The organism is uncultured Parabacteroides sp., from assembly GCF_905196875.1.
GTDB lineage: Bacteria > Bacteroidota > Bacteroidia > Bacteroidales > Tannerellaceae > Parabacteroides.
The window spans coordinates 125,277-143,862 of sequence record NZ_CAJJWO010000004.1 but is presented as its reverse complement, the minus strand read 5'-3'; the positions used below and the strand labels follow the sequence as shown (position 1 = coordinate 143,862).

Sequence of the window (18,586 nt, the reverse complement as noted above, 5' to 3'; positions counted from 1 at the left end):
TGCAGCAAATGTAGTCGGTTTACGCTAAAGATACAAATTACTATATACGAATATATATTGGTTCACATCTGTCAGGTTCTGAGTCTCTTTATAAAGCAATAACAGGTAGAAAACAGGAAGTAAACTATATAGTATCCGATAATTATATTAAATTTGACCCTGAATTCTCATCTTAAGAAAAAACTCAATATGCAAAAACTAGCATTATGTCTATTACTATGCAGCTTTACCTTTCAAAGCTTCGCTACAGTAGATCCACTAAAAGGCTATCAGTATGCCACAGAACAAGCGCCTAAAGGGGACGAATGGGAGTCGCCCGAAAATCTCGCGCTAAACAAAGAACAACCTCATGCCTGGTTCTTCTCTTTTAAAGATCAGGAAAGTGCCCGGAAGGTATTGCCGGAAAACAGCGCTTACTGGCAATCTTTAAACGGAGATTGGAAATTCAACTGGGTACGCACGCCGGAAGAACGTCCGAAAGACTTCTTCCAAACGAACTTCGATGTATCGGGATGGGACAATATCCTGGTACCATCCAGCTGGAACATCGTCGGTCTCCGAAAAGACGGGACACAGAAGTACGGAACTCCTATTTACGTGAACCAGCCCGTTATTTTCCAGCATAAAGTGGCTGTCGACGACTGGCGCGGCGGTGTGATGCGTACTCCGCCGGAAAACTGGACCACTTTCAAAGATCGTAATGAAGTCGGTTCCTACCGCCGTGAGTTCACCATCCCTACGGACTGGGAAGGGAAGGAAGTATTTATCAATTTCGATGGAGTCGACTCTTTCTTTTATCTCTGGATAAACGGCCGATATGTCGGTTTCTCGAAGAATTCACGTAACACAGCCAGTTTCAATATCACACCCTACCTGGTGAAAGGGACAAACATCGTTGCAGCCGAAGTTTATCGTAGCTCTGACGGTTCCTTCCTCGAGGCACAGGATATGTTCCGCCTGCCGGGTATCTACCGCAGCGTATCGCTGACAGCCGTTCCGCAGCTGCACGTTCGCGATCTGGTAACGACTCCCGACCTCGATGCTACCTACACAAACGGTTCACTGAATATCCGGGCTGATATCCGTAACCTGAGTAAAAAAGCGGCTAAAGACTATTCTATCGTTTATTCGCTGTATGCCAACAAACTCTACTCAGACGACAACACGAAAGTAGACAATGCCACGACCTCCGCCCCCGTTGCCCTTGTTGCAGCCGGGCAGGAAGTAGGAACCGAGGCCGTGTTGACTGTTGAAAATCCAAATAAATGGTCTGCCGAACAACCCTATCGTTATACCCTGGTAGGAGAGTTGAAAGATAAAAAAGGCCGTACGGTAGAAACGGTCTCCACCACTGTCGGTTTCCGGAAAGTAGAGATCAAAGACACACCGGCTTCGGAAGATGAATTCGGTCTGGCCGGACGCTACTACTACGTAAACGGCAAGACCGTCAAGCTAAAAGGAGTCAACCGCCACGAAAGTAATCCGGGCGTAGGCCATGCTATCACACGTAAGATGATGGAAGATGAAGTGATGTTGATGAAACGTGCGAACATCAACCACGTTCGTAACTCCCACTATCCGGACGATCCGTACTGGTACTACTTATGCAATAAATACGGCCTTTACCTGGAAGATGAAGCGAATATCGAATCGCACGAATATTATTACGGTGTAGCCTCATTATCCCATCCGAAAGAATGGAGAGACGCCCATGTGGCACGTGTGATGGAAGTGGTACATGCGAACATCAACAACCCGTCTATCGTTATCTGGTCGTTAGGAAACGAAGCCGGTCCGGGGCAGAACTTCGTTGAAGCCTACAATGCACTGAAGAAAGTAGACTTGTCACGTCCCGTTCAATACGAACGAAACAACAAGATCGTCGATATGGGTTCTAACCAGTACCCGTCTATCTCCTGGGTGCGCGGTGCTGTGAAAGGTGATTATGATATCAAGTATCCGTTCCATATCTCGGAATATGCCCACTCGATGGGGAATGCCTGCGGTAACCTGATCGATTACTGGGACGCGATGGAGTCGACCAACTTCTTCTGTGGCGGTGCCATCTGGGACTGGGTGGACCAATCCCTCTACAACTATACGCCGGATGGCAAACGTTACCTGGCTTATGGCGGCGACTTCGGCGACACGCCCAACGACGGACAGTTCGTCATGAACGGTATCGTATTCGGCGACCTGGAACCGAAGCCGCAATATTACGAAGTAAAGAAGGTGTACCAGCACATCGGTGTAACAGAAGTCGATGCCTCTAAGGGCCTTTTCGAAATCTTCAATAAATATTATTTCAACGACCTGTCTGATTATGCCGTAAAATGGTCGCTCTACGAAAACGGCAAAGAAGTGGAAAGCGGATCATTGAATCCGGGTACAATGGCTCCCCGTAAGCGTGTGCAGGTGGCCGTTCCTTATACTTTCAGCAAATTGAAAGCCGAAAATGAATACTTCGTCAAGGTACAGTTCCTCTTGAACGAAAATAAACCCTGGGCTGATAAAGGCTATGTTATGGCAGAAGAACAACTTCCTGTAAAAGCAGCAACCGACAAACCCGCTATCAATGAAGTAGCGAACGCCATTGCCGGCAAACTAACCATTGACAAACAGGCTAATCCACGTTTCTCCACCATCAAGGGGGATAACTTCGAAGTTAAATTCGACAACGAGACCGGTACGATATACAGTTTGAATTACAACAACGAAACAATCATTGCCGACGGTAACGGCCCGAAACTGGATGCTTTCCGTGCCTTTACCAACAACGACAACTGGTTCTACGGAAGCTGGTTCGAGAATGGACTGCACAACCTGAAACATAGAGCCACAGCCTCTAAAGTTCTTAATAGAAAAGACGGTGCTATCGTATTGTTCTACACCGTAGAATCGCAAGCTCCTAATGCAGCCAAAATCCTGGGAGGAACTTCCAGCGGTAAAAATAGTGTGGAAGAACTAACCGACAAAGTTTTCGGAGAAGACAACTTCAAGTTCACGACCGACCAGGTATGGACCATCTATCGCGACGGTTCCATCGAACTGCAGGCAAGTATCACATCCAACAACCCGAGTCTGGTTCTGCCTCGTCTGGGTTATATGATGAAAGTTCCTCAGCGTTATGAGAACTATACTTATTACGGACGCGGCCCTGTCGAAAACTATGCCGACCGTAAAGCCGGACAGTTCATCGAGCAGTATAAATCGACCGTAGCCGACCAGTTTGTGAATTTCCCGAAACCACAGGATATGGGCAACCACGAAGACGTACGCTGGTGCGCCCTGACCGATAAGACTGGTAAAGGAGCTGTCTTTGTAGCAACCGACCGCCTCTCTACTTCAGCATTGCAATACTCTGCACTCGATCTGACACTGGCCGGACATCCTTACCAGTTGCCGAAAGCCGGCGACACCTACCTGCATCTCGACCTTGCCGTTACAGGCCTGGGAGGTAACAGTTGCGGACAGGGTGGCCCATTGGTACAGGACCGTGTGTTTGCCGGACAAAATAACATAGGGTTCATTATCCGCCCGGCAGCGCAATATCTTTCAGCTGTGGCACAGGTTTCAGCCGCAGGTGATATTCCTTTCTCTATTACCCGTAGCCGTACAGGTTTGGTAGAATTGTCGTCTATCAACAAAGAGGCCGTTATCTGCTACACGATCGGCAAGGATAAGAAAGCGAAAGAATATACGGAAGCCATCCCGATGCGCGAAGGCGGAACGATCACTGCCTGGTTCAAGAATAACCCGGAGATCAAGTCGACAAAGACTTTCAATAAAATGGAAAGTATACAAACGGAGGTCATCTATGCCAGTAGTGAAGAAGTGGACGGAGGCGATGCCAAGAACCTGGTAGACGGCGATCCGAACACGATCTGGCACAGTATGTATTCTGTTACCGTTGCCAAATATCCGCATTGGGTAGACCTGGATGCAGGCGAAGAGAAAGCATTCAAAGGCTTTATTTATCTGCCACGTCAGGATGGTAGTAATGGTAACATCAAGGAATATTCCATCCAGGTCAGTTCCGACGGCAAGAACTGGGGCGAGCCTGTTTGCAAAGGTTCATTCGAAAGAAACCGGGATGAAAAGAAAGTCCTCTTCGACCAGCCGGTGAAAGGACGTTACATCCGTTTCACCGCCCTGAGCTCACAGAACGGACAAGATTTCGCCACTGGCGCAGAGCTAACGATTTTGAGTGAATAAGATTTGTATCTAAAGATATCTTCGTAAAGGGCGGACAAAAGTTCGCCCTTTTTAATTACACATAAAGATTTACCTCTATTTGGATAATCAGGAAAAATCCTGTTTCTTTGTAAAAAGGTTATATCAATGAGCAATATAAGAGACAAAGTGGAATTTATAGCGGCTATGATTGATGCGTTCGCACAGCGGAATAGCTTGAATAAACAACAAGCTTATCGCTATATTCGTCGTTTTCGTGGAATTGATTTCCTGGAACAACACTATGAAGCTATTCATACACTCGATTTTAAAGAGGCTCTTTCTTATCTGACACTTTATTGCCAACGCCAGGGAGGGGCTATCGCATGATACTTTATCATGGTTCCAATGTCATTATAGAAAATATAGATTTAACACGCTCTAAACCAAATAAAGATTTTGGGAGAGGTTTCTATTTGTCTTCAGATGAAGAACAAGCTTTTCGTATGGCAGCTCTCAAAAGTGCTATTTTAGGTGGAGAACCTGTGGTGACTCGTTATGAGTTTGATGAAACCCATCTTCATGGGGCGGATCTATCTGTGAAAATATTCAGTTCATATACGGAGGAATGGGCTAAGTTTGTGTTTGCAAATAGAAATAGTAGAGATGGAAATTCCGTGTTTCAGTATGATATCGTTTATGGCCCGATAGCAAATGATAAGGTTGGCTTACAGATTAAGAAATTGGAGGATGGATCTATCGACACTCAAGAATTTCTTCATCGATTAAAATATATGAAAGGAATCACTTTCCAGTATTATTTCGGGACTGAAAGATCAATTCATTTATTAAAAAGATTATGACAGATTTTGATTATATGGTTGAATCAGTTACAGCAGACCTGGTTGTTCTACTGATGGAACGTTTGGGGATGGATTTGCAAACCGCATTGGATACGGTCTATACATCGGATACCTTCACTAAATTGTCCGACCCAGCTACGGGGTTGTATTATCAAAGCTCATATTATATCTATTCTTATCTCGAAACCGAGATAAAAACGGGAGTAATCGGATAAAGCACATCATCTTACTTCAAATAAACAAGCATCAACACCGGGTTATCATCTTCGTCTATCCCTTTCAATTGATCTAATTTAAGGATAGCCGGATTCTTCTCAGCTTCCTTGAATATATCCTGCATTTCCCATACGGATAATAATGTTTTACTGCTTAATGCAGCTACAGGACGAATAGGCAATTCACTTCCCAGATCATTCTTTATGAAACCATCACCGGATACTTTATAACACTCCCCGGTATTCTTATCGAACAGAGCCAGCTGCCGCTTGCGTGCATTTTCACCTGCCTAATTCGTATAGGGCATGAACAGATACGATTCGGTCTCAATCGCCTGATACCTCAGATAAGGGGCTGCCAGTTCCTGAAAACGCTTACCATCTCCGTTCAGGTATTCAAAACGGCATTCAACAGGCAAAGAATATTTCCCCATTTCAAAGATATACCGGGGTTCGAGTAAATCCTTCGTTACGGTAAACAGGGTATCGTTGTAATAATCTTTACAGCAAACCATATCTTCATAATGGAACATATAGCGATCTGTCGGGCTACTCATCATCCACGAATACTGGCTGTTCAATTCAAATAAATCAGAACGGGTAAACATATTCAAAGTATCTCCTTTTGCATTGGATACATAAAGACGAACCTTCCTTTTACCGTTCGTATTACGCACAAATGTGACGGATGTCGTATCATTCAACATCGCAAAGTCTCCCGACTCAATATCCGGACATTTCATCGATCGCAGGAAGTTCCCGGATTCCATGTCGTAGACATTAATTCGCAGAGAGGTTGTTTGCATAAAGACCAGTCCTTTTTCTTCATCAACATCTATCTGGGCAATCCAGTTAAATTCGCCCGGGCCTCCGCCTTTGCGTCCCAGCTTACGGACAAATTTACCATCCTCAGTAAATTGAAAAAGTGTTTCTACCCACGGCAAAAAGAAATACTTCCCGGCCTTCAGGATATTCGCATCTTTTATGCCTTTGATCAGACATTTATCATTTGTCTCCAACGGTATAAACCTTACAGAATCGGCAATTTCACTCAGTAAGACTTCACGCTCCGTCTCTATACCAGTTTCAAACGGGACAGTCATAGGATATATGGGAACTTTTGCAACTTCCGTCTCTTCCACCTGCTTCCCGGCTTTCTTCCCGCCACAAGAAAACAAAAAAGAAGAGATAATAATGAACGATATGGTACTAAATCTATTCATATTCCAAGTATTTAGTTGATTATTACTTGTACATCTTACCTCAACCGAACGATCATCAACACCGGATTATCATCCTCTTTCAAATTCTTCAATTGCTCATAGTCCAGGATCGAAGGATCCTCTTCTGCCAGTTCCAGAACCTCGGATGCTTCCAGGTAATAAAGCAGCACATCGTCGGCGATGCGGGCTTCCGGATAAAAAGGCAAACTACCCGGCATATCGTTTTTGATCCGGTTGTTCTTCACCTTATAGCAAACTCCTTTCTTCTTATCATACATAGCCAACCGGGGCGACTCGTCTTCACTGGTTACATCCCAGGATGTATAAGGGAGAAACACCCATTGAGAAGTTTCGTGAAAATCCGGACGGAGATAAGCCTGTGCCGGTTCTGAATAGACCAGCCAGTTTCCTTCGAGGATTTCAAAACGCCTTTCCTTCGGTATTTTATATTTTCCCATATCCAGGATATAACGGGGTTGAAGCTGCTCCGGTGTAACCGTAAAGACCGTATCATTATAATACTCTTTGCAACAGGCTTCTTCCTTAAATGAATAGACATAACGGTCGTAACGTCCCCACAAATAATAATTCAAGCCGCTGGCAATGGTAAACTGGTCATACTGCGGAAAAGTTTTCCATGTCTCTCCTTCCTGATTTATAAGAAGAAGTTTATCTTTCTTCTGTCCCGTATTATTATAGATATAGCCGACAAACGTACTATCACCCAACACGGTAAACTGCCAGCAGAAAGGTATTTTACACTCTCTTATATACGTCCCATCGACAGAATAAGTAAGGAGTTTTCCGTGATCCATCAAATAAACCTGTTTCAGCCTGTCATTTGCAGCAATAAACCTGACTGCCGCATATTCTCCCGGCCCCTGTCCCCGTTTGGCAACCGAGCGGACGAACTTACCGTCATCCGTAAACTGCAACAACCCTTCACTGCATGGAATAAACAAGTTATGATCCACCATCTGTATCATCCCCTTATTCACTTTGGCAACCAGACATTCGGGCTTCGTCTCCAGCGGCACGATCTTTACTTCCTTAGCGATCTCACTCAGCAGTACTTCCTGCTCCGTTTCAATCCCCTTCTGAAAAGCGATCGTTACCGGATATCCGGATACTCCGGATATATCTTCCGCCTGTCGATCACCGGACGTCTTTCCCCCGCATGAAAGTAGAAATAAGCAGACAGGAAGTATACCTGCCATTCTGATATGTTTTACCATATGCAACCTATTTTGTTATTCGGACTTTTTCTCTTGAGCAGCTTTCCTGCCGGCATTGAAGTAATATTCGGACGAATCCTTCGAGGCCATATCTTTCTGCTCCTGTTTCTTCCTGGCGGCACGCATCTGTTCGTAGTGTTGCTTTTCTATTTCGGGAGGTTCGGGCAAACTGTTTATCAGAGAACGCAGGTCGATCAATGAGAGTTTACTCTTTTTCCCGTCAGGCGCCAACATCGTCAGCTCACTGACACTGCGGAAAAAGGCATCCTGATACAGGTCTTCGAGGAAAAAGCGGTAGCTATGGAGTCCCTTTGTCGACTCATTCCGTTTCATATATTCGGTCAGATAGGTATACTTGCTGAAAAGCGTTTTCTGCAACTTCACCTCATCTTTAAACAGATCCGGCTCTATCGCCCAATAGTTCTTACTGATCTCATACAGGAAATTCAGTTGCGTCGGGTCTTTCTTCCAGGCGGCATAATATATCTTCTCCGCTTCGTTGAAACGGCCGTCACGCTCCAGCGTGCTTCCCCTGAAGGCTGTCAGCAGATTGACAAAGAAGGGCTTCGGCTTCATACATTCTTCCGCTTGGTCGAATAACTGATAAGCCCGTTGCCGGTCGTATGTTTTTCCCAGCGAAGCGCCATAGAGAAGAACCGTTTCCACATCGGTAGAGTCGATCTCGTAAGCAAACTCCAGGGGTTCGACAGCATCCAGCGCATGCCCCGACATATAGCGGGCAGCTCCTGCATATTTGAGGTTGATGAAAGAAGAGTCGCCTTCAGCCAGCAAGCCGGAGTAGACCGTATCCGCTTTCAGGTAATTCTTCGTCATATACAAAGCCATCCCCTGGCTCTGACGTATCTGACGGTTATCCGGATTATAAAACAAAGCGGTATCGCATATCTGTAACGCTCCTTTCCCATCCCCCATCCGAAGCAATGTATTGATCAGGGAAGAGGCGACACGTATATTTTCCGGATTTATTTCCAGTGCACGGGCATACAGGGAAAGAGCGATCAGTGTGTTCGGCCCGGTTCCTTTCTTCACATGACAATCGGCAAGGCCGGCCAAGATAGAAGGATTATCACTCTCGAAAGAGGCAAGCGTATGATAATATTCCATCGACTGTCCGTAATCACCCAACTGATAATAAAGGCGAGCCAACTGATTGTTGGCATAGAAGTTCAGCGTATCCGCTTCGAGCACTTTCTGAAAACAACGCTTCGCCTCCGCAATCTTCCCGAAGTTAATGGCTGCACGGGCAACCGCATTCAAAGCATCCACATTCGCCGTGTCCATCGACAAACAATGCCGGAAGCACTGGTATGCATCCTTATACCGGAGCATGCCTTCATAAGCCTGGCCGATAGCCGACATAGTAACATAATCGGCAGAGTCTGCCGCCGTAAGACTATCGGCCCGGGCAATCACTTGCGCAAACTGCTTTCTGTTAACCAGTTCCTGAAGTGATGAACTCTGTGCCTGCCCCACGAGGGACAGGACACTGAGAAGAAGCAAAACAGTATATTTATACGTCATCGACTTCGTATTTTATGGTTACTGCAAGGTGAAAGTCAGAGGAACAGTATATTTTACCCGAACAGCTTTTCCGCGCTGCATTCCCGGACTCCATTTCGGCATCGCATTAACAACACGCAGGGCTTCCTGATCCAATGAAGGTTCGATACCCTGCATGACTTCAGCATTGGTGATCGAGCCGTCTTTTTCTATAATAAATGAACAGATAACACGTCCCTGGAGACCTTTCTCCTGCGCATCCTTCGGATATTGCATCGTCTTTTGCAGATAATTAATTATGCCATTCTGTCCCCCTGGAAATTCCGGCATCTTTTCTACCATTGCAAAGACCTGATCTGAACTGTCGGTAGCTTTATCAGCCTCGTTGCTACCATAACCGACAACAACTACATCATCCTTACCCGGAGTAGGTTGATTTTCGGTTTTTCCCTGCAAGCGAAAAGTAACCGGCACCGTATATTTAACGGCTACATCCTGTCCCCGTTGCTTTCCGGGCGTCCAGTTCGGCATGCCGGAAAGTACTCTGACAGCCTCCGCATCGAGTGACGGATCAACACCACGAATCACTTCGATATTGCGGATAGAGCCGTCTTTCTCTATTATAAATGAAGCTGTTACACGTCCCTGGATACCATTTTCCTGTGCAATTACCGGATATTTTATACTCTTTGCCAGATACTTCAGCAATTCCCCTTGTCCACCGGGATATTCGGGCATTACTTCTACCACTGTAAAAACCTGATCCGACACCATCTGCGGCGCATCCGACTGCCGTTGCGGAGCAGGAGAAGCTGTGCCTGACTGCGACCGCTGTATTGTTCCGTCCGAATACAACTGTACCTTCAGGTCACCCAATACATCTTTCACTGCCACTTCTTTCGCTTTTGTTCCCGGGAAAGAGAATACAAGGACAGCATCTTTCGTCGTTTCGAGTACAAAGTTCCCATCCAGGTCTGTTATTGTCCCGACGTTGGTTCCTTTTACAAGCACATTCGCACCGATTACCGGTCCGTTAAAATCGTCTATTACCTGTCCTTTCACTTTCACGGCATCAGCCGAAACCAGACTGATCTCGGTAGCTTCCTTCACTTCGGCAACTGCTTCGGCTGCAATTTTTCCCGTAATACGGGCAACCGCCTCTATGTTGCTGAATAGCATCAGGAATCCCGCCAGTGGAACGAATATCAGGTATTTTGTTCTTCCGATCCCATTGGATCTCTTTTTGTTCATCATACTAATTCTGTTTTTTAGATGTAATACATTAAAGCTATTATATAACGTTGCTGCAGCCTGATGGTGATGGGCAAGACCTAACAGGTGATACTGATAGCTCCTGCTGTCGTATCCGGATTGGATAACGGTATTATCTGCCAGGTATTCGAGGTTATGGCGCACTTCCCGTTTGAGAAGCCATGCAAAGGGATTCACCCAGCATATAACGGTAATCAACTCGCAAATCATCACATCTACCGAATGCCATTGGAATACGTGGGTACATTCGTGTGTAAGTATTTCATCTATCTCTTTATCCGAATGGCTTTCCGGATGTATGAATATCATTTGGAAGAACGAGAAAGGTCCGGCGGGTTTATCCAGCTGATAAACAGGCACGCCGTGTATGACCGTCCGCCGACTGCGATAAGCCAGTAGCAGGATACTGCCTAGCTGGATCAGGAAGCGAACTAAAAGAAGGGCCACGACACCCCAGTAAAAATAAGAACTTGCCGAAAGCAGGATACTCTTCCAGTCTGTTTCGACCACCACTTCGGGCGTCACGGTTATTTCCGGCAGGATAGCCGAATACATCTGAATCACTTCCGTCATAGGCTCCTGCTCCTTCACCCATTCCTGTATGTTAAATAGGGGATAAATCAGTGCCAACCCAAAGAAAGCAAGGAGGGAAACACGACGCAACTTAAAGAAGGTATCCTTATAAAAGAGCAGTCGGTAGAAGGCATAAAAGAGTACAAAGGCTACATTCACCTTCAGAAAGTAGGCAAATTCCGGTGTCATGGTAATAAGGTATTAAAAGGTTTATTCTTTTCCTTTTTCTATCAGATCGATGATATCTTTCAAATCATCCGCAGAGATCTTCTGCTCTTTGGCAAAGAAGGAAACCATCTCTTTGTACGAGTCTTCGAAGTAGTTACGAACAACGCCGCTCATAAAGGTACGTTTATATTCGCTCTCCGGTATCTGGGGAGTATATTCGTACGTATTACCATAGCGTTTGTTCTTCACATACTTTTTGCGTTCCAGATTTTTTACAATAGAAGCAAGCGTGGTGTATGGGGGCTTCGGGTCCGGATACTTTGCCAGTATATCTTTAACGAAACAAGGACCAATCTGCCATATCCAGCGCATTACCTCTTCTTCCTGCATTGTCAATTTTTCCATGATTCCTATTTATTTACGATTGTATCGCAAATCTACGAAAATATCGTATACACACAATAGATAAGGAGTTAATAAGTATTAAAGAGTTAGCATTTCAGTTATATAGTAATACTTTTGCAATTTAATCATAATACCATGAATTCATTAAGAATTACAACAGCTCAATTCGAGACAATCGATAACGACAAAGCGGCCAACCTATCTTCCATACGAAACATTTGCCTGAAAGCTTCTGCCGAAGGTACAGATGTGGTAGCTTTTCACGAATGTTCCGTTTGCGGATACACATTCGCCAAAGATTTGTCGCGTGAAGAATTACTGGCCATTGCCGAACCAATCCCATCCGGAGAAAGCACACAGGCGTTGATTGAAATAGCACGGGAAACCAATGTTACACTTCTGGCCGGCTTTTTCGAACGCGACGACTCCGACCGTATTTACAAAGCACAAATCTGTGTAGATAAAAACGGGTTGAAAGCTAAATACAGGAAACTGCATCCTTTCATCAACCCGAATATTCTACCTGGAGACCGATATGTCGTATTCGATATCAACGGCTGGAAATGCGGAATATTAATATGTTACGATAATAATATCATAGAAAACGTACGAGCTACCGCACTGCTGGGAGCAGATATTATTTTTATGCCGCATGTAACGATGTGCACCCCTTCTCCCCGCCCCGGAGCCGGATTGATCGATCCGGCTTTATGGGAAAACAAGGAGAACGACCCGACCTCTCTCCGCCAGGAGTTCGACGGACTGAAAGGCAGAGCGTGGTTGATGAAATGGCTTCCGGCCCGTGCCTATGATAATGCTGTGTACGTTGTCTTTTCAAATCCGATAGGTAAAGATTACAACGAGATAAAGAACGGTTGTTCCATGATCTTAGATCCTTTCGGCGACATAATAGCTGAATGCCGGAAATTGGGGAACGACTTCGTTACTGCTACGATCATTCCGGAAAAGCTACAACAGGCCGGAGGATATCGTTATCGGAAGGCACGCCGTCCGGAACTCTATGCAGATATCATCTCACAACCTCATACATCAGAACAAAAAGTTTCCTGGCTAAACACAAACTCATAAAGATAAAACATCATGCAACAAACAACCCTTACCAAGATTCCACGCATCGAAGTGGTGGATGCCCTGCGCGGCTTTGCCGTGTTGGCTATTATCCTTGTTCATAACCTGGAACACTTTATCTTCCCGGTCTATCCCGATCCGGCCACCCAGCCGGAATGGCTGAATATCCTGAACGAAGGGGTATTCAGTGTCACATTCTCTCTTTTTGCAGGAAAAGCGTATGCTATCTTTTCGCTGTTATTCGGCTTCACATTTTACATCCAATATACCAATCAACTGAAAAAAGGGAAAGACTTCGGATATCGTTTCCTCTGGCGTCTGCTTCTATTGGCAGGCTTTGCCACGCTAAACGCCGCCTTCTTTCCGGCAGGTGATGTGTTACTGTTATTCTGCGTTGTCGGACTCTTCCTTTTCCTCGTTCGCAAATGGAGCGACAAAGCTATACTGATCACTGCGATTATCCTGTTGCTGCAACCGGTGGAATGGTTTCATTACATCGCCAGCTTGTTCAATCCCGAATACACCTTACCCAATCTGGGCGTCGGCGAAATGTATGGGGAAGTAGCCGAATACACCAAAGAAGGGAATTTCTGGAAATTCATCTGGGGTAATGTGACTCTGGGACAGAAAGCAAGTCTGTTCTGGGCGATCGGTGCGGGGCGTTTCCTGCAAACAGCCGGACTATTCATGCTGGGATTACTGATCGGCAGAAAGCAACTGTTCGTCACATCCGACGACAATACCCGTTTCTGGGTAAAGGCGCTGATCATCTCGTCTATCGTATTCTGCCCGTTGTACCAGCTGAAGGTCATGTTATACGACAATAGCGATATTGCTTTGATAAAACAAAGTGTCGGTGTTATTCTGGATATGTGGCAGAAGTTTGCCTTTACAATCGTATTGGTTTCCTCGTTCGTTCTGTTATACCGGAAAGAGTCATTCAAGAAGCTGACTTCCGGGCTACGGTTCTACGGCAAAATGAGTCTTACCAATTATATATCACAGTCTATACTCGGTGCGATCATCTATTTCCCTTTCGGATTATATCTGGCACCTTACTGCGGTTATGCAATCAGCCTGCTTATCGGCTTTGTCCTCTTCCTCTTGCAGGTCAGCTTCTGTAAATGGTGGCTGAAGAGTCATAAACAAGGTCCGCTCGAAGGTTTGTGGCATAAACTCACCTGGATCAATTCCGGGAATTGAAAACAACCGGCAGGAAAAGTGATTTATATGCCGGGGAAATGAAAAAAACATGGTAAGTAATTGCTTGCTGATAATTGTCGACAAATCTGCTCACAATTATCAGCAGGCTTGCCCACAATTATCAACAAGCCTGTCGATAATTATCGACAAGCAATTTGTAAAGATAAAAAGTTTATTTCTTTTCGTTCAATAACTTCTCAAGTAAGGCTACTTTCTCTTTTTCATTAGCCATCATACGCTCGTATAAGGAGGCATTCTCTTTGCTTAGTTCGATTATCTTTTCAACGGGGTGAATAATCTTATTGTCATTTACTTCATTGACATAGCCTATTCCTGTATTATTACTTCCATTCTCAAAATTATTATTCTCAACAACAATAGAAATCGGTGTCTCTTCCATATTTTCAATCACTTCCGGTGCGACTTTCAGGATTGCCGCAATTTTCACGAGATAATCTCTTCCTATTTCACGTTGTTGTTCCAACTGGGAAATAAACTGCTGGCTAACGCCTAACTTTTCTGCCAGATCCTCTTGCTTGATATCTTCATACCGGCGTATCTTGCTGACATTTAGACCCTGATGAACTTTTTTATCTTTTACGTTTTCTGTTTCCATGCTACCTATTTTCTTTTAAGAGTGAAACAAATATATGAACAAATCTCCATATTTCGATGAAGATGCAGGGATATAACAAAATATCCAGCCTTTCTGCTCCTTGCACGAACTTGTAAAATACAAGTAGGTTACTTGTATTTTACAAGTAAATCTTCTACATCTATTCAAAATTATATGCCGAACTTTGCACAAAGAGTTGTTATGAATAAAATATACACACTACTATTAATGGCGTTAGCCTTATCCTTACTGGTCTTTTGGAAAAGTCACGAAAAGAAAGAAAAAGAGCCGTTTTGTGTGACTTATCATGTAGCTGTACATACATCGTCCGCACGTAAAATAGTAGTCACTTACACAGATGAAAAAGGACTGAAGCAAGAAACTTTTATCGGTAAAAGATGGAAAAAAAAGGTTAGCTTATCTCCTGATGAAATAGCTTCATTACGGATAGACGAGATATTTAAAACAGGAGAAGACTACAGCCATTATTATGAAGAAGAGTTGCAGGACTCGATAACCAAAGATTTTATCATAAAGCCTTTCTCAATATGGATTGAACACAATGAAAAGATAGTCCTTAGTGCAGGGTACAAGTCTTTACATGTTTCTCTACTGCCCTCGGAAATAAAATAAAGATTGATATTATAATCAAGACTCCTTCTATTTAATTCCATTTTGTGCAAATGTTTTCGCACACACATATTAGGTTTTTAAATATAATCTACTACTTTTGCACTGGATAATAAAAGTTTATGCCATGGATAAAAAAGTAATAACCTTTGGAGAGATAATGCTCAGACTGGCCACACCAGATTATCTCCGTTTTAGTCAGAGTAATCAATTGAATGCCACCTTTGGCGGTGGTGAAGCCAATGTTGCCGTATCATTGGCAAACTACGGGATCGCAGCAGAGTTTGTTACCCGTTTACCGAAAAACGATATTGCACGTGCCTGTGTAATGGATTTACGTAAATATGGTGTCGGTACTTCACATATTGTTTATGGAGGCGACCGCCTGGGTATCTACTTCCTGGAAACAGGAGCCGTAGCACGTGCCAGCAAGGTTGTTTACGATCGTGCACATTCTTCTATTGCTGAAATCCAGCCGGGAATGATCAATTGGGAAGAGGTATTGAAAGATGCTTCCTGGTTCCACTGGACGGGTATCACGCCGGCTATCTCACAAGGTGCTGCCGATGCTTGCCTAGAAGCTATACAGACAGCCAACAGACTGGGTATTCCCGTTTCCTGCGATATCAACTACCGCAAAAACCTGTGGAAATACGGAAAGACGGCTTCTGAAATAATGCCTGCATTGGTTGCCGGATGTGATGTTATTCTCGGAAATGAAGAGGATGCAGAAAAGGTATTCGGCATCAAACCGGAAGGTTTCGATGTGGCACAGACTGCCGGTGAGGTAAATGCTGCCGAATTTGAATCGGTTTGTACACAACTGATGGCTAAATTCCCGCGCGCAAAGAAAGTGATCATCACCCTGCGCGGTTCGATCAATGCCAACCACAATACATGGGGAGGCGTTCTGTATGCAGACGGAAAACTATATCAGTCACGCCGTTACGATATCACACACATCGTTGACCGTGTAGGCGGTGGCGATTCATTCATGGGTGGCCTGATCTATGGTCTGCTCACTTATACGACCGACGATCAGAAAGCACTCGACTTCGCTGTCGCTGCTTCCTGCCTGAAACACACCATCTATGGTGACTTCAACCAGGTAACTGTCGACGAAGTGGAGAAACTGATGGAAGGCGACGGATCAGGACGCGTTTCAAGATAATATAATAATAAGCCAATAAGAAAATGTGCCAATATGCCAATGGAAAAATCCATTAGTAACTTAAATTGGCACATTGGCATATTGATCACATTAAACAATTATTAACAATGGCCAGATTTAGTAAAATGCAGGTATTGGATGCGATGATAAGCACCGGAATGGTACCTGTCTATTATAATAAAGATATAGAAACAGCCAAACAGGTATTGAAAGCCTGTTATGAAGGTGGTGTACGTGCATTCGAATTTACCAACCGCGGTGACTTCGCCCACGAAGTGTTTGCCGAACTGGTAAAATATGCTGCCGTGGAATGTCCGGAAATGGTGTTGGGGATCGGGTCGATCGTCGATCCGGCTACAGCGGCTTTATTCCTGCAATTGGGGGCAAACTTCGTAGTAGGTCCGCTGTTCAACCCGGAAATTGCAAAAATATGCAACCGTCGCCTGGTTCCTTATACCCCGGGATGCGGTTCTGTTTCGGAAATAGGTTTTGCACAGGAAGTGGGATGCGACTTGTGTAAAGTATTCCCGGCAGGTAACGTGGGAGGTCCTTCTTTTGTTAAGAATATCAAAGCCCCGATGCCCTGGTCTATGATTATGGCAACAGGAGCGGTAGAACCGACGGAAGAAAACTTGTCAGCCTGGTTCAAAGCAGGCGTAACTTGTGTTGGAATGGGTTCCAACCTGTTCCCGAAAGAAGCTATCGCAGCAAAGGATTGGAAAGCTATTACGGCACTTTGCAGTAACGCATTAAGTATTATCAAAAAATACCGTTAAGCTATGAAACCATTTCTTGATGCTGACTTCCTGCTTCAGACGGATACAGCCCGGAAGCTGTATCACGAGCATGCAGCGAAAATGCCGATCATCGACTATCATTGTCACCTGATCCCGCAGCAGATTGCCGACAACTACCAGTTTGCCGACCTGACAGAGATTTGGTTGGGTGGGGATCATTACAAATGGCGTGCGATGCGTGCCAACGGTGTCCCCGAAGAATATATCACCGGCGACAAACCTTCATTCGAGAAGTTCCAGAAGTGGGCCGATACGTTACAGCACGCTATGCGCAACCCGCTTTACCACTGGACGCATCTGGAACTTAGCCGTATATTTGGTGTCGATAAGGTGTTGAACCCTTCAACCGCCCGTAAGATATACGACGAATGCACCGCCAAGCTGCAAACACCCGAATTCCGTGCCCAGGCAATTATGGAACGTATGAATGTGGAGGTGGTTTGCACGACTGACGATCCGATCGACTCACTGGAATATCACAAAGCGATCCGTAACACCGGCCTGTCCACGAAAGTGCTTCCGACCTGGCGTCCGGACAAAGCGATGGCGATCGAAAACCTTGCAGCTTACAATGAATACCTTACTAAACTGGAAGCCGCTTCCGGCATGTCGATCCTCTCTTTCAAAGATTTACTGGCCGCCTTGCAAAAGCGTCACGATTTCTTTGAATCGATCGGCTGCTGCGTATCCGATCACGGATTGAGTACCTTCTATGCAACACCTTATACAAATGCGGAAATAGAGGCCATCTTTATGAAAGCCCGTATGAATAAGGCGTTGACAGGCGAAGAAATAGATAAGTTCCGTTCCGCCATGCTTTACGAACTGGCTGTTATGGATGCCCGCAGCAACTGGGCACAACAGTTCCATATCGGCCCGACCCGCAACAACAACGCCCGCATGTTTAAGAAACTGGGGCCGGATACGGGTTATGACGCGATCGGAGACCTTGAAATAGCAGAACCGATGATCCGCTTCCTCAGCCGTCTGGAATCAGAAGGTCTGTTGACGAAAACAATCTTCTACAACCTGAACCCGAAAGATAGTGCCGTGATGATGACAACGGCGTATAGCTTCAACGACGGTTCGCTGCCGGGCAAAATGCAATACGGCGCCGGTTGGTGGTTCCTGGATCAGATCCATGGCATGGAAGACCAGATGAACACGCTCTCCGACCTGGGATTATTGAGCCGCTTTGTTGGTATGCTGACCGACTCACGCAGTTTCCTGTCGTATCCGCGTCATGAATACTTCCGCCGCATCCTTTGCAATATGTTGGGTAAAGAGGTGGAAAACGGAGAACTGCCGGCTTCCGAACTGCCTTTCATCGGTAAGATGGTAGAAGATATCAGCTACAATAATGCAAAGCAGTATTTCGGATTTTGACCATTGGTAGTTTTTAGCATAATAAAAGGTGTATCTGATAGCATTG

The 18,586-nt window shown here is 45.1% G+C and carries 16 protein-coding genes; 10 read left to right on the top strand and 6 right to left on the bottom strand.

Translation table 11 applies throughout. The features are described 5' to 3' along the window. Window positions 1–189: 189 nt before the first annotated feature. The 4 genes from QZ076_RS02720 (at window position 190) to QZ076_RS02705 (ending at window position 5,251) form a co-directional block, all read left to right on the top strand. On the top strand, window positions 190–4,215 hold the full coding sequence (locus tag QZ076_RS02720) for a glycoside hydrolase family 2 TIM barrel-domain containing protein (protein ID WP_293710118.1): 4,026 nt from the start codon (window positions 190–192) through the stop codon (window positions 4,213–4,215). A 126-nt stretch (window positions 4,216–4,341) separates the two neighbouring features. After that, window positions 4,342–4,563, top strand: a complete 222-nt coding sequence (locus QZ076_RS02715) for a DUF3791 domain-containing protein (protein WP_293710116.1) — start codon at window positions 4,342–4,344, stop codon at window positions 4,561–4,563. Next, window positions 4,560–5,036 carry a DUF3990 domain-containing protein gene (locus tag QZ076_RS02710; RefSeq protein WP_293710114.1) on the top strand — a complete coding sequence of 159 codons (477 nt, stop codon included), beginning with the start codon at window positions 4,560–4,562 and terminating at the stop codon, window positions 5,034–5,036. The genes QZ076_RS02715 and QZ076_RS02710 overlap by 4 nt, the downstream gene beginning before the upstream one ends. Then, a complete protein-coding gene (locus QZ076_RS02705; RefSeq protein WP_293710112.1) occupies window positions 5,033–5,251 on the top strand; it encodes a hypothetical protein in 219 nt (72 codons plus the stop codon). Before QZ076_RS02710 ends, QZ076_RS02705 begins: the two co-directional genes overlap by 4 nt. A 290-nt stretch (window positions 5,252–5,541) precedes the next feature. Here the strand turns inward: QZ076_RS02705 and QZ076_RS02700 are convergent, their stop codons facing one another. The 5 genes from QZ076_RS02700 to QZ076_RS02680 are packed head-to-tail and all read right to left on the bottom strand — an operon-like array spanning window position 5,542 to window position 11,648. Continuing rightward, window positions 5,542–6,474 carry a 6-bladed beta-propeller gene (locus tag QZ076_RS02700; protein ID WP_293710110.1) on the bottom strand — a complete coding sequence of 311 codons (933 nt, stop codon included), beginning with the start codon at window positions 6,472–6,474 and terminating at the stop codon, window positions 5,542–5,544. A gap of 35 nt (window positions 6,475–6,509) precedes the next feature. Beyond that, window positions 6,510–7,709, bottom strand: a complete 1,200-nt coding sequence (locus QZ076_RS02695) for a 6-bladed beta-propeller (protein WP_293710108.1) — start codon at window positions 7,707–7,709, stop codon at window positions 6,510–6,512. 15 nt (window positions 7,710–7,724) lie between these two features. After that, complete coding sequence (locus QZ076_RS02690) at window positions 7,725–9,251, bottom strand: tetratricopeptide repeat protein (protein ID WP_293710106.1); 1,527 nt, start codon at window positions 9,249–9,251, stop codon at window positions 7,725–7,727. An 18-nt stretch (window positions 9,252–9,269) separates the two neighbouring features. Next, complete coding sequence (locus QZ076_RS02685) at window positions 9,270–11,264, bottom strand: M56 family metallopeptidase (protein ID WP_293710104.1); 1,995 nt, start codon at window positions 11,262–11,264, stop codon at window positions 9,270–9,272. A 21-nt stretch (window positions 11,265–11,285) separates the two neighbouring features. Then, window positions 11,286–11,648: a BlaI/MecI/CopY family transcriptional regulator gene (locus QZ076_RS02680; protein ID WP_293710102.1), complete on the bottom strand. Its 363-nt coding sequence runs from the start codon at window positions 11,646–11,648 to the stop codon at window positions 11,286–11,288. A 135-nt stretch (window positions 11,649–11,783) separates the two neighbouring features. Between QZ076_RS02680 and QZ076_RS02675 the strand changes: the two genes are divergently transcribed. Further along, the gene (locus QZ076_RS02675; RefSeq protein ID WP_293710100.1) at window positions 11,784–12,737 is read left to right on the top strand and encodes a nitrilase family protein; all 954 of its coding nucleotides are present in this window, start codon (window positions 11,784–11,786) and stop codon (window positions 12,735–12,737) included. Between the two features lie 12 nt (window positions 12,738–12,749). After that, window positions 12,750–13,940, top strand: coding sequence for a DUF418 domain-containing protein (locus QZ076_RS02670; protein ID WP_293710098.1), 1,191 nt, complete (start codon window positions 12,750–12,752; stop codon window positions 13,938–13,940). Window positions 13,941–14,112: 172 nt separating this feature from the next. On the opposite strand, the gene QZ076_RS02665 is transcribed toward QZ076_RS02670, so the two are convergent. Then, window positions 14,113–14,556, bottom strand: coding sequence for a helix-turn-helix transcriptional regulator (locus tag QZ076_RS02665; protein ID WP_293710096.1), 444 nt, complete (start codon window positions 14,554–14,556; stop codon window positions 14,113–14,115). Window positions 14,557–14,757: 201 nt separating this feature from the next. Here QZ076_RS02665 and QZ076_RS02660 point away from each other — a divergent pair, with 201 nt between their 5' ends. From QZ076_RS02660 to uxaC, 4 genes are all read left to right on the top strand, one after another. Continuing rightward, on the top strand, window positions 14,758–15,189 hold the full coding sequence (locus QZ076_RS02660; protein WP_293710094.1) for a hypothetical protein: 432 nt from the start codon (window positions 14,758–14,760) through the stop codon (window positions 15,187–15,189). A 124-nt stretch (window positions 15,190–15,313) separates the two neighbouring features. Further along, entirely contained in the window at window positions 15,314–16,357 is a 1,044-nt protein-coding gene (locus QZ076_RS02655) for a sugar kinase (RefSeq protein WP_293710092.1), read from the top strand. A gap of 107 nt (window positions 16,358–16,464) precedes the next feature. Beyond that, window positions 16,465–17,133 (top strand): bifunctional 4-hydroxy-2-oxoglutarate aldolase/2-dehydro-3-deoxy-phosphogluconate aldolase, encoded by a 669-nt coding sequence (locus QZ076_RS02650; RefSeq protein WP_293710090.1) that lies wholly within the window; start codon window positions 16,465–16,467, stop codon window positions 17,131–17,133. A gap of 3 nt (window positions 17,134–17,136) precedes the next feature. Beyond that, window positions 17,137–18,540, top strand: a complete 1,404-nt coding sequence (gene uxaC / locus QZ076_RS02645) for a glucuronate isomerase (protein ID WP_293710088.1) — start codon at window positions 17,137–17,139, stop codon at window positions 18,538–18,540. Window positions 18,541–18,586 lie beyond the last annotated feature (46 nt).

What these genes read in the sequence shown, in the direction of transcription:
- QZ076_RS02720 (WP_293710118.1), top strand. Translation starts at nt 190, where the DNA reads ATGCAAAAACTAGCATTATGTCTATTACTATGCAGCTTTACCTTTCAA.
- QZ076_RS02715 (WP_293710116.1), top strand. Translation starts at nt 4,342, where the DNA reads ATGAGCAATATAAGAGACAAAGTGGAATTTATAGCGGCTATGATTGAT.
- QZ076_RS02710 (WP_293710114.1), top strand. Translation starts at nt 4,560, where the DNA reads ATGATACTTTATCATGGTTCCAATGTCATTATAGAAAATATAGATTTA.
- QZ076_RS02705 (WP_293710112.1), top strand. Translation starts at nt 5,033, where the DNA reads ATGACAGATTTTGATTATATGGTTGAATCAGTTACAGCAGACCTGGTT.
- QZ076_RS02700 (WP_293710110.1), bottom strand. Translation starts at nt 6,474, where the DNA reads ATGAATAGATTTAGTACCATATCGTTCATTATTATCTCTTCTTTTTTG.
- QZ076_RS02695 (WP_293710108.1), bottom strand. Translation starts at nt 7,709, where the DNA reads ATGGTAAAACATATCAGAATGGCAGGTATACTTCCTGTCTGCTTATTT.
- QZ076_RS02690 (WP_293710106.1), bottom strand. Translation starts at nt 9,251, where the DNA reads ATGACGTATAAATATACTGTTTTGCTTCTTCTCAGTGTCCTGTCCCTC.
- QZ076_RS02685 (WP_293710104.1), bottom strand. Translation starts at nt 11,264, where the DNA reads ATGACACCGGAATTTGCCTACTTTCTGAAGGTGAATGTAGCCTTTGTA.
- QZ076_RS02680 (WP_293710102.1), bottom strand. Translation starts at nt 11,648, where the DNA reads ATGGAAAAATTGACAATGCAGGAAGAAGAGGTAATGCGCTGGATATGG.
- QZ076_RS02675 (WP_293710100.1), top strand. Translation starts at nt 11,784, where the DNA reads ATGAATTCATTAAGAATTACAACAGCTCAATTCGAGACAATCGATAAC.
- QZ076_RS02670 (WP_293710098.1), top strand. Translation starts at nt 12,750, where the DNA reads ATGCAACAAACAACCCTTACCAAGATTCCACGCATCGAAGTGGTGGAT.
- QZ076_RS02665 (WP_293710096.1), bottom strand. Translation starts at nt 14,556, where the DNA reads ATGGAAACAGAAAACGTAAAAGATAAAAAAGTTCATCAGGGTCTAAAT.
- QZ076_RS02660 (WP_293710094.1), top strand. Translation starts at nt 14,758, where the DNA reads ATGAATAAAATATACACACTACTATTAATGGCGTTAGCCTTATCCTTA.
- QZ076_RS02655 (WP_293710092.1), top strand. Translation starts at nt 15,314, where the DNA reads ATGGATAAAAAAGTAATAACCTTTGGAGAGATAATGCTCAGACTGGCC.
- QZ076_RS02650 (WP_293710090.1), top strand. Translation starts at nt 16,465, where the DNA reads ATGGCCAGATTTAGTAAAATGCAGGTATTGGATGCGATGATAAGCACC.
- uxaC (WP_293710088.1), top strand. Translation starts at nt 17,137, where the DNA reads ATGAAACCATTTCTTGATGCTGACTTCCTGCTTCAGACGGATACAGCC.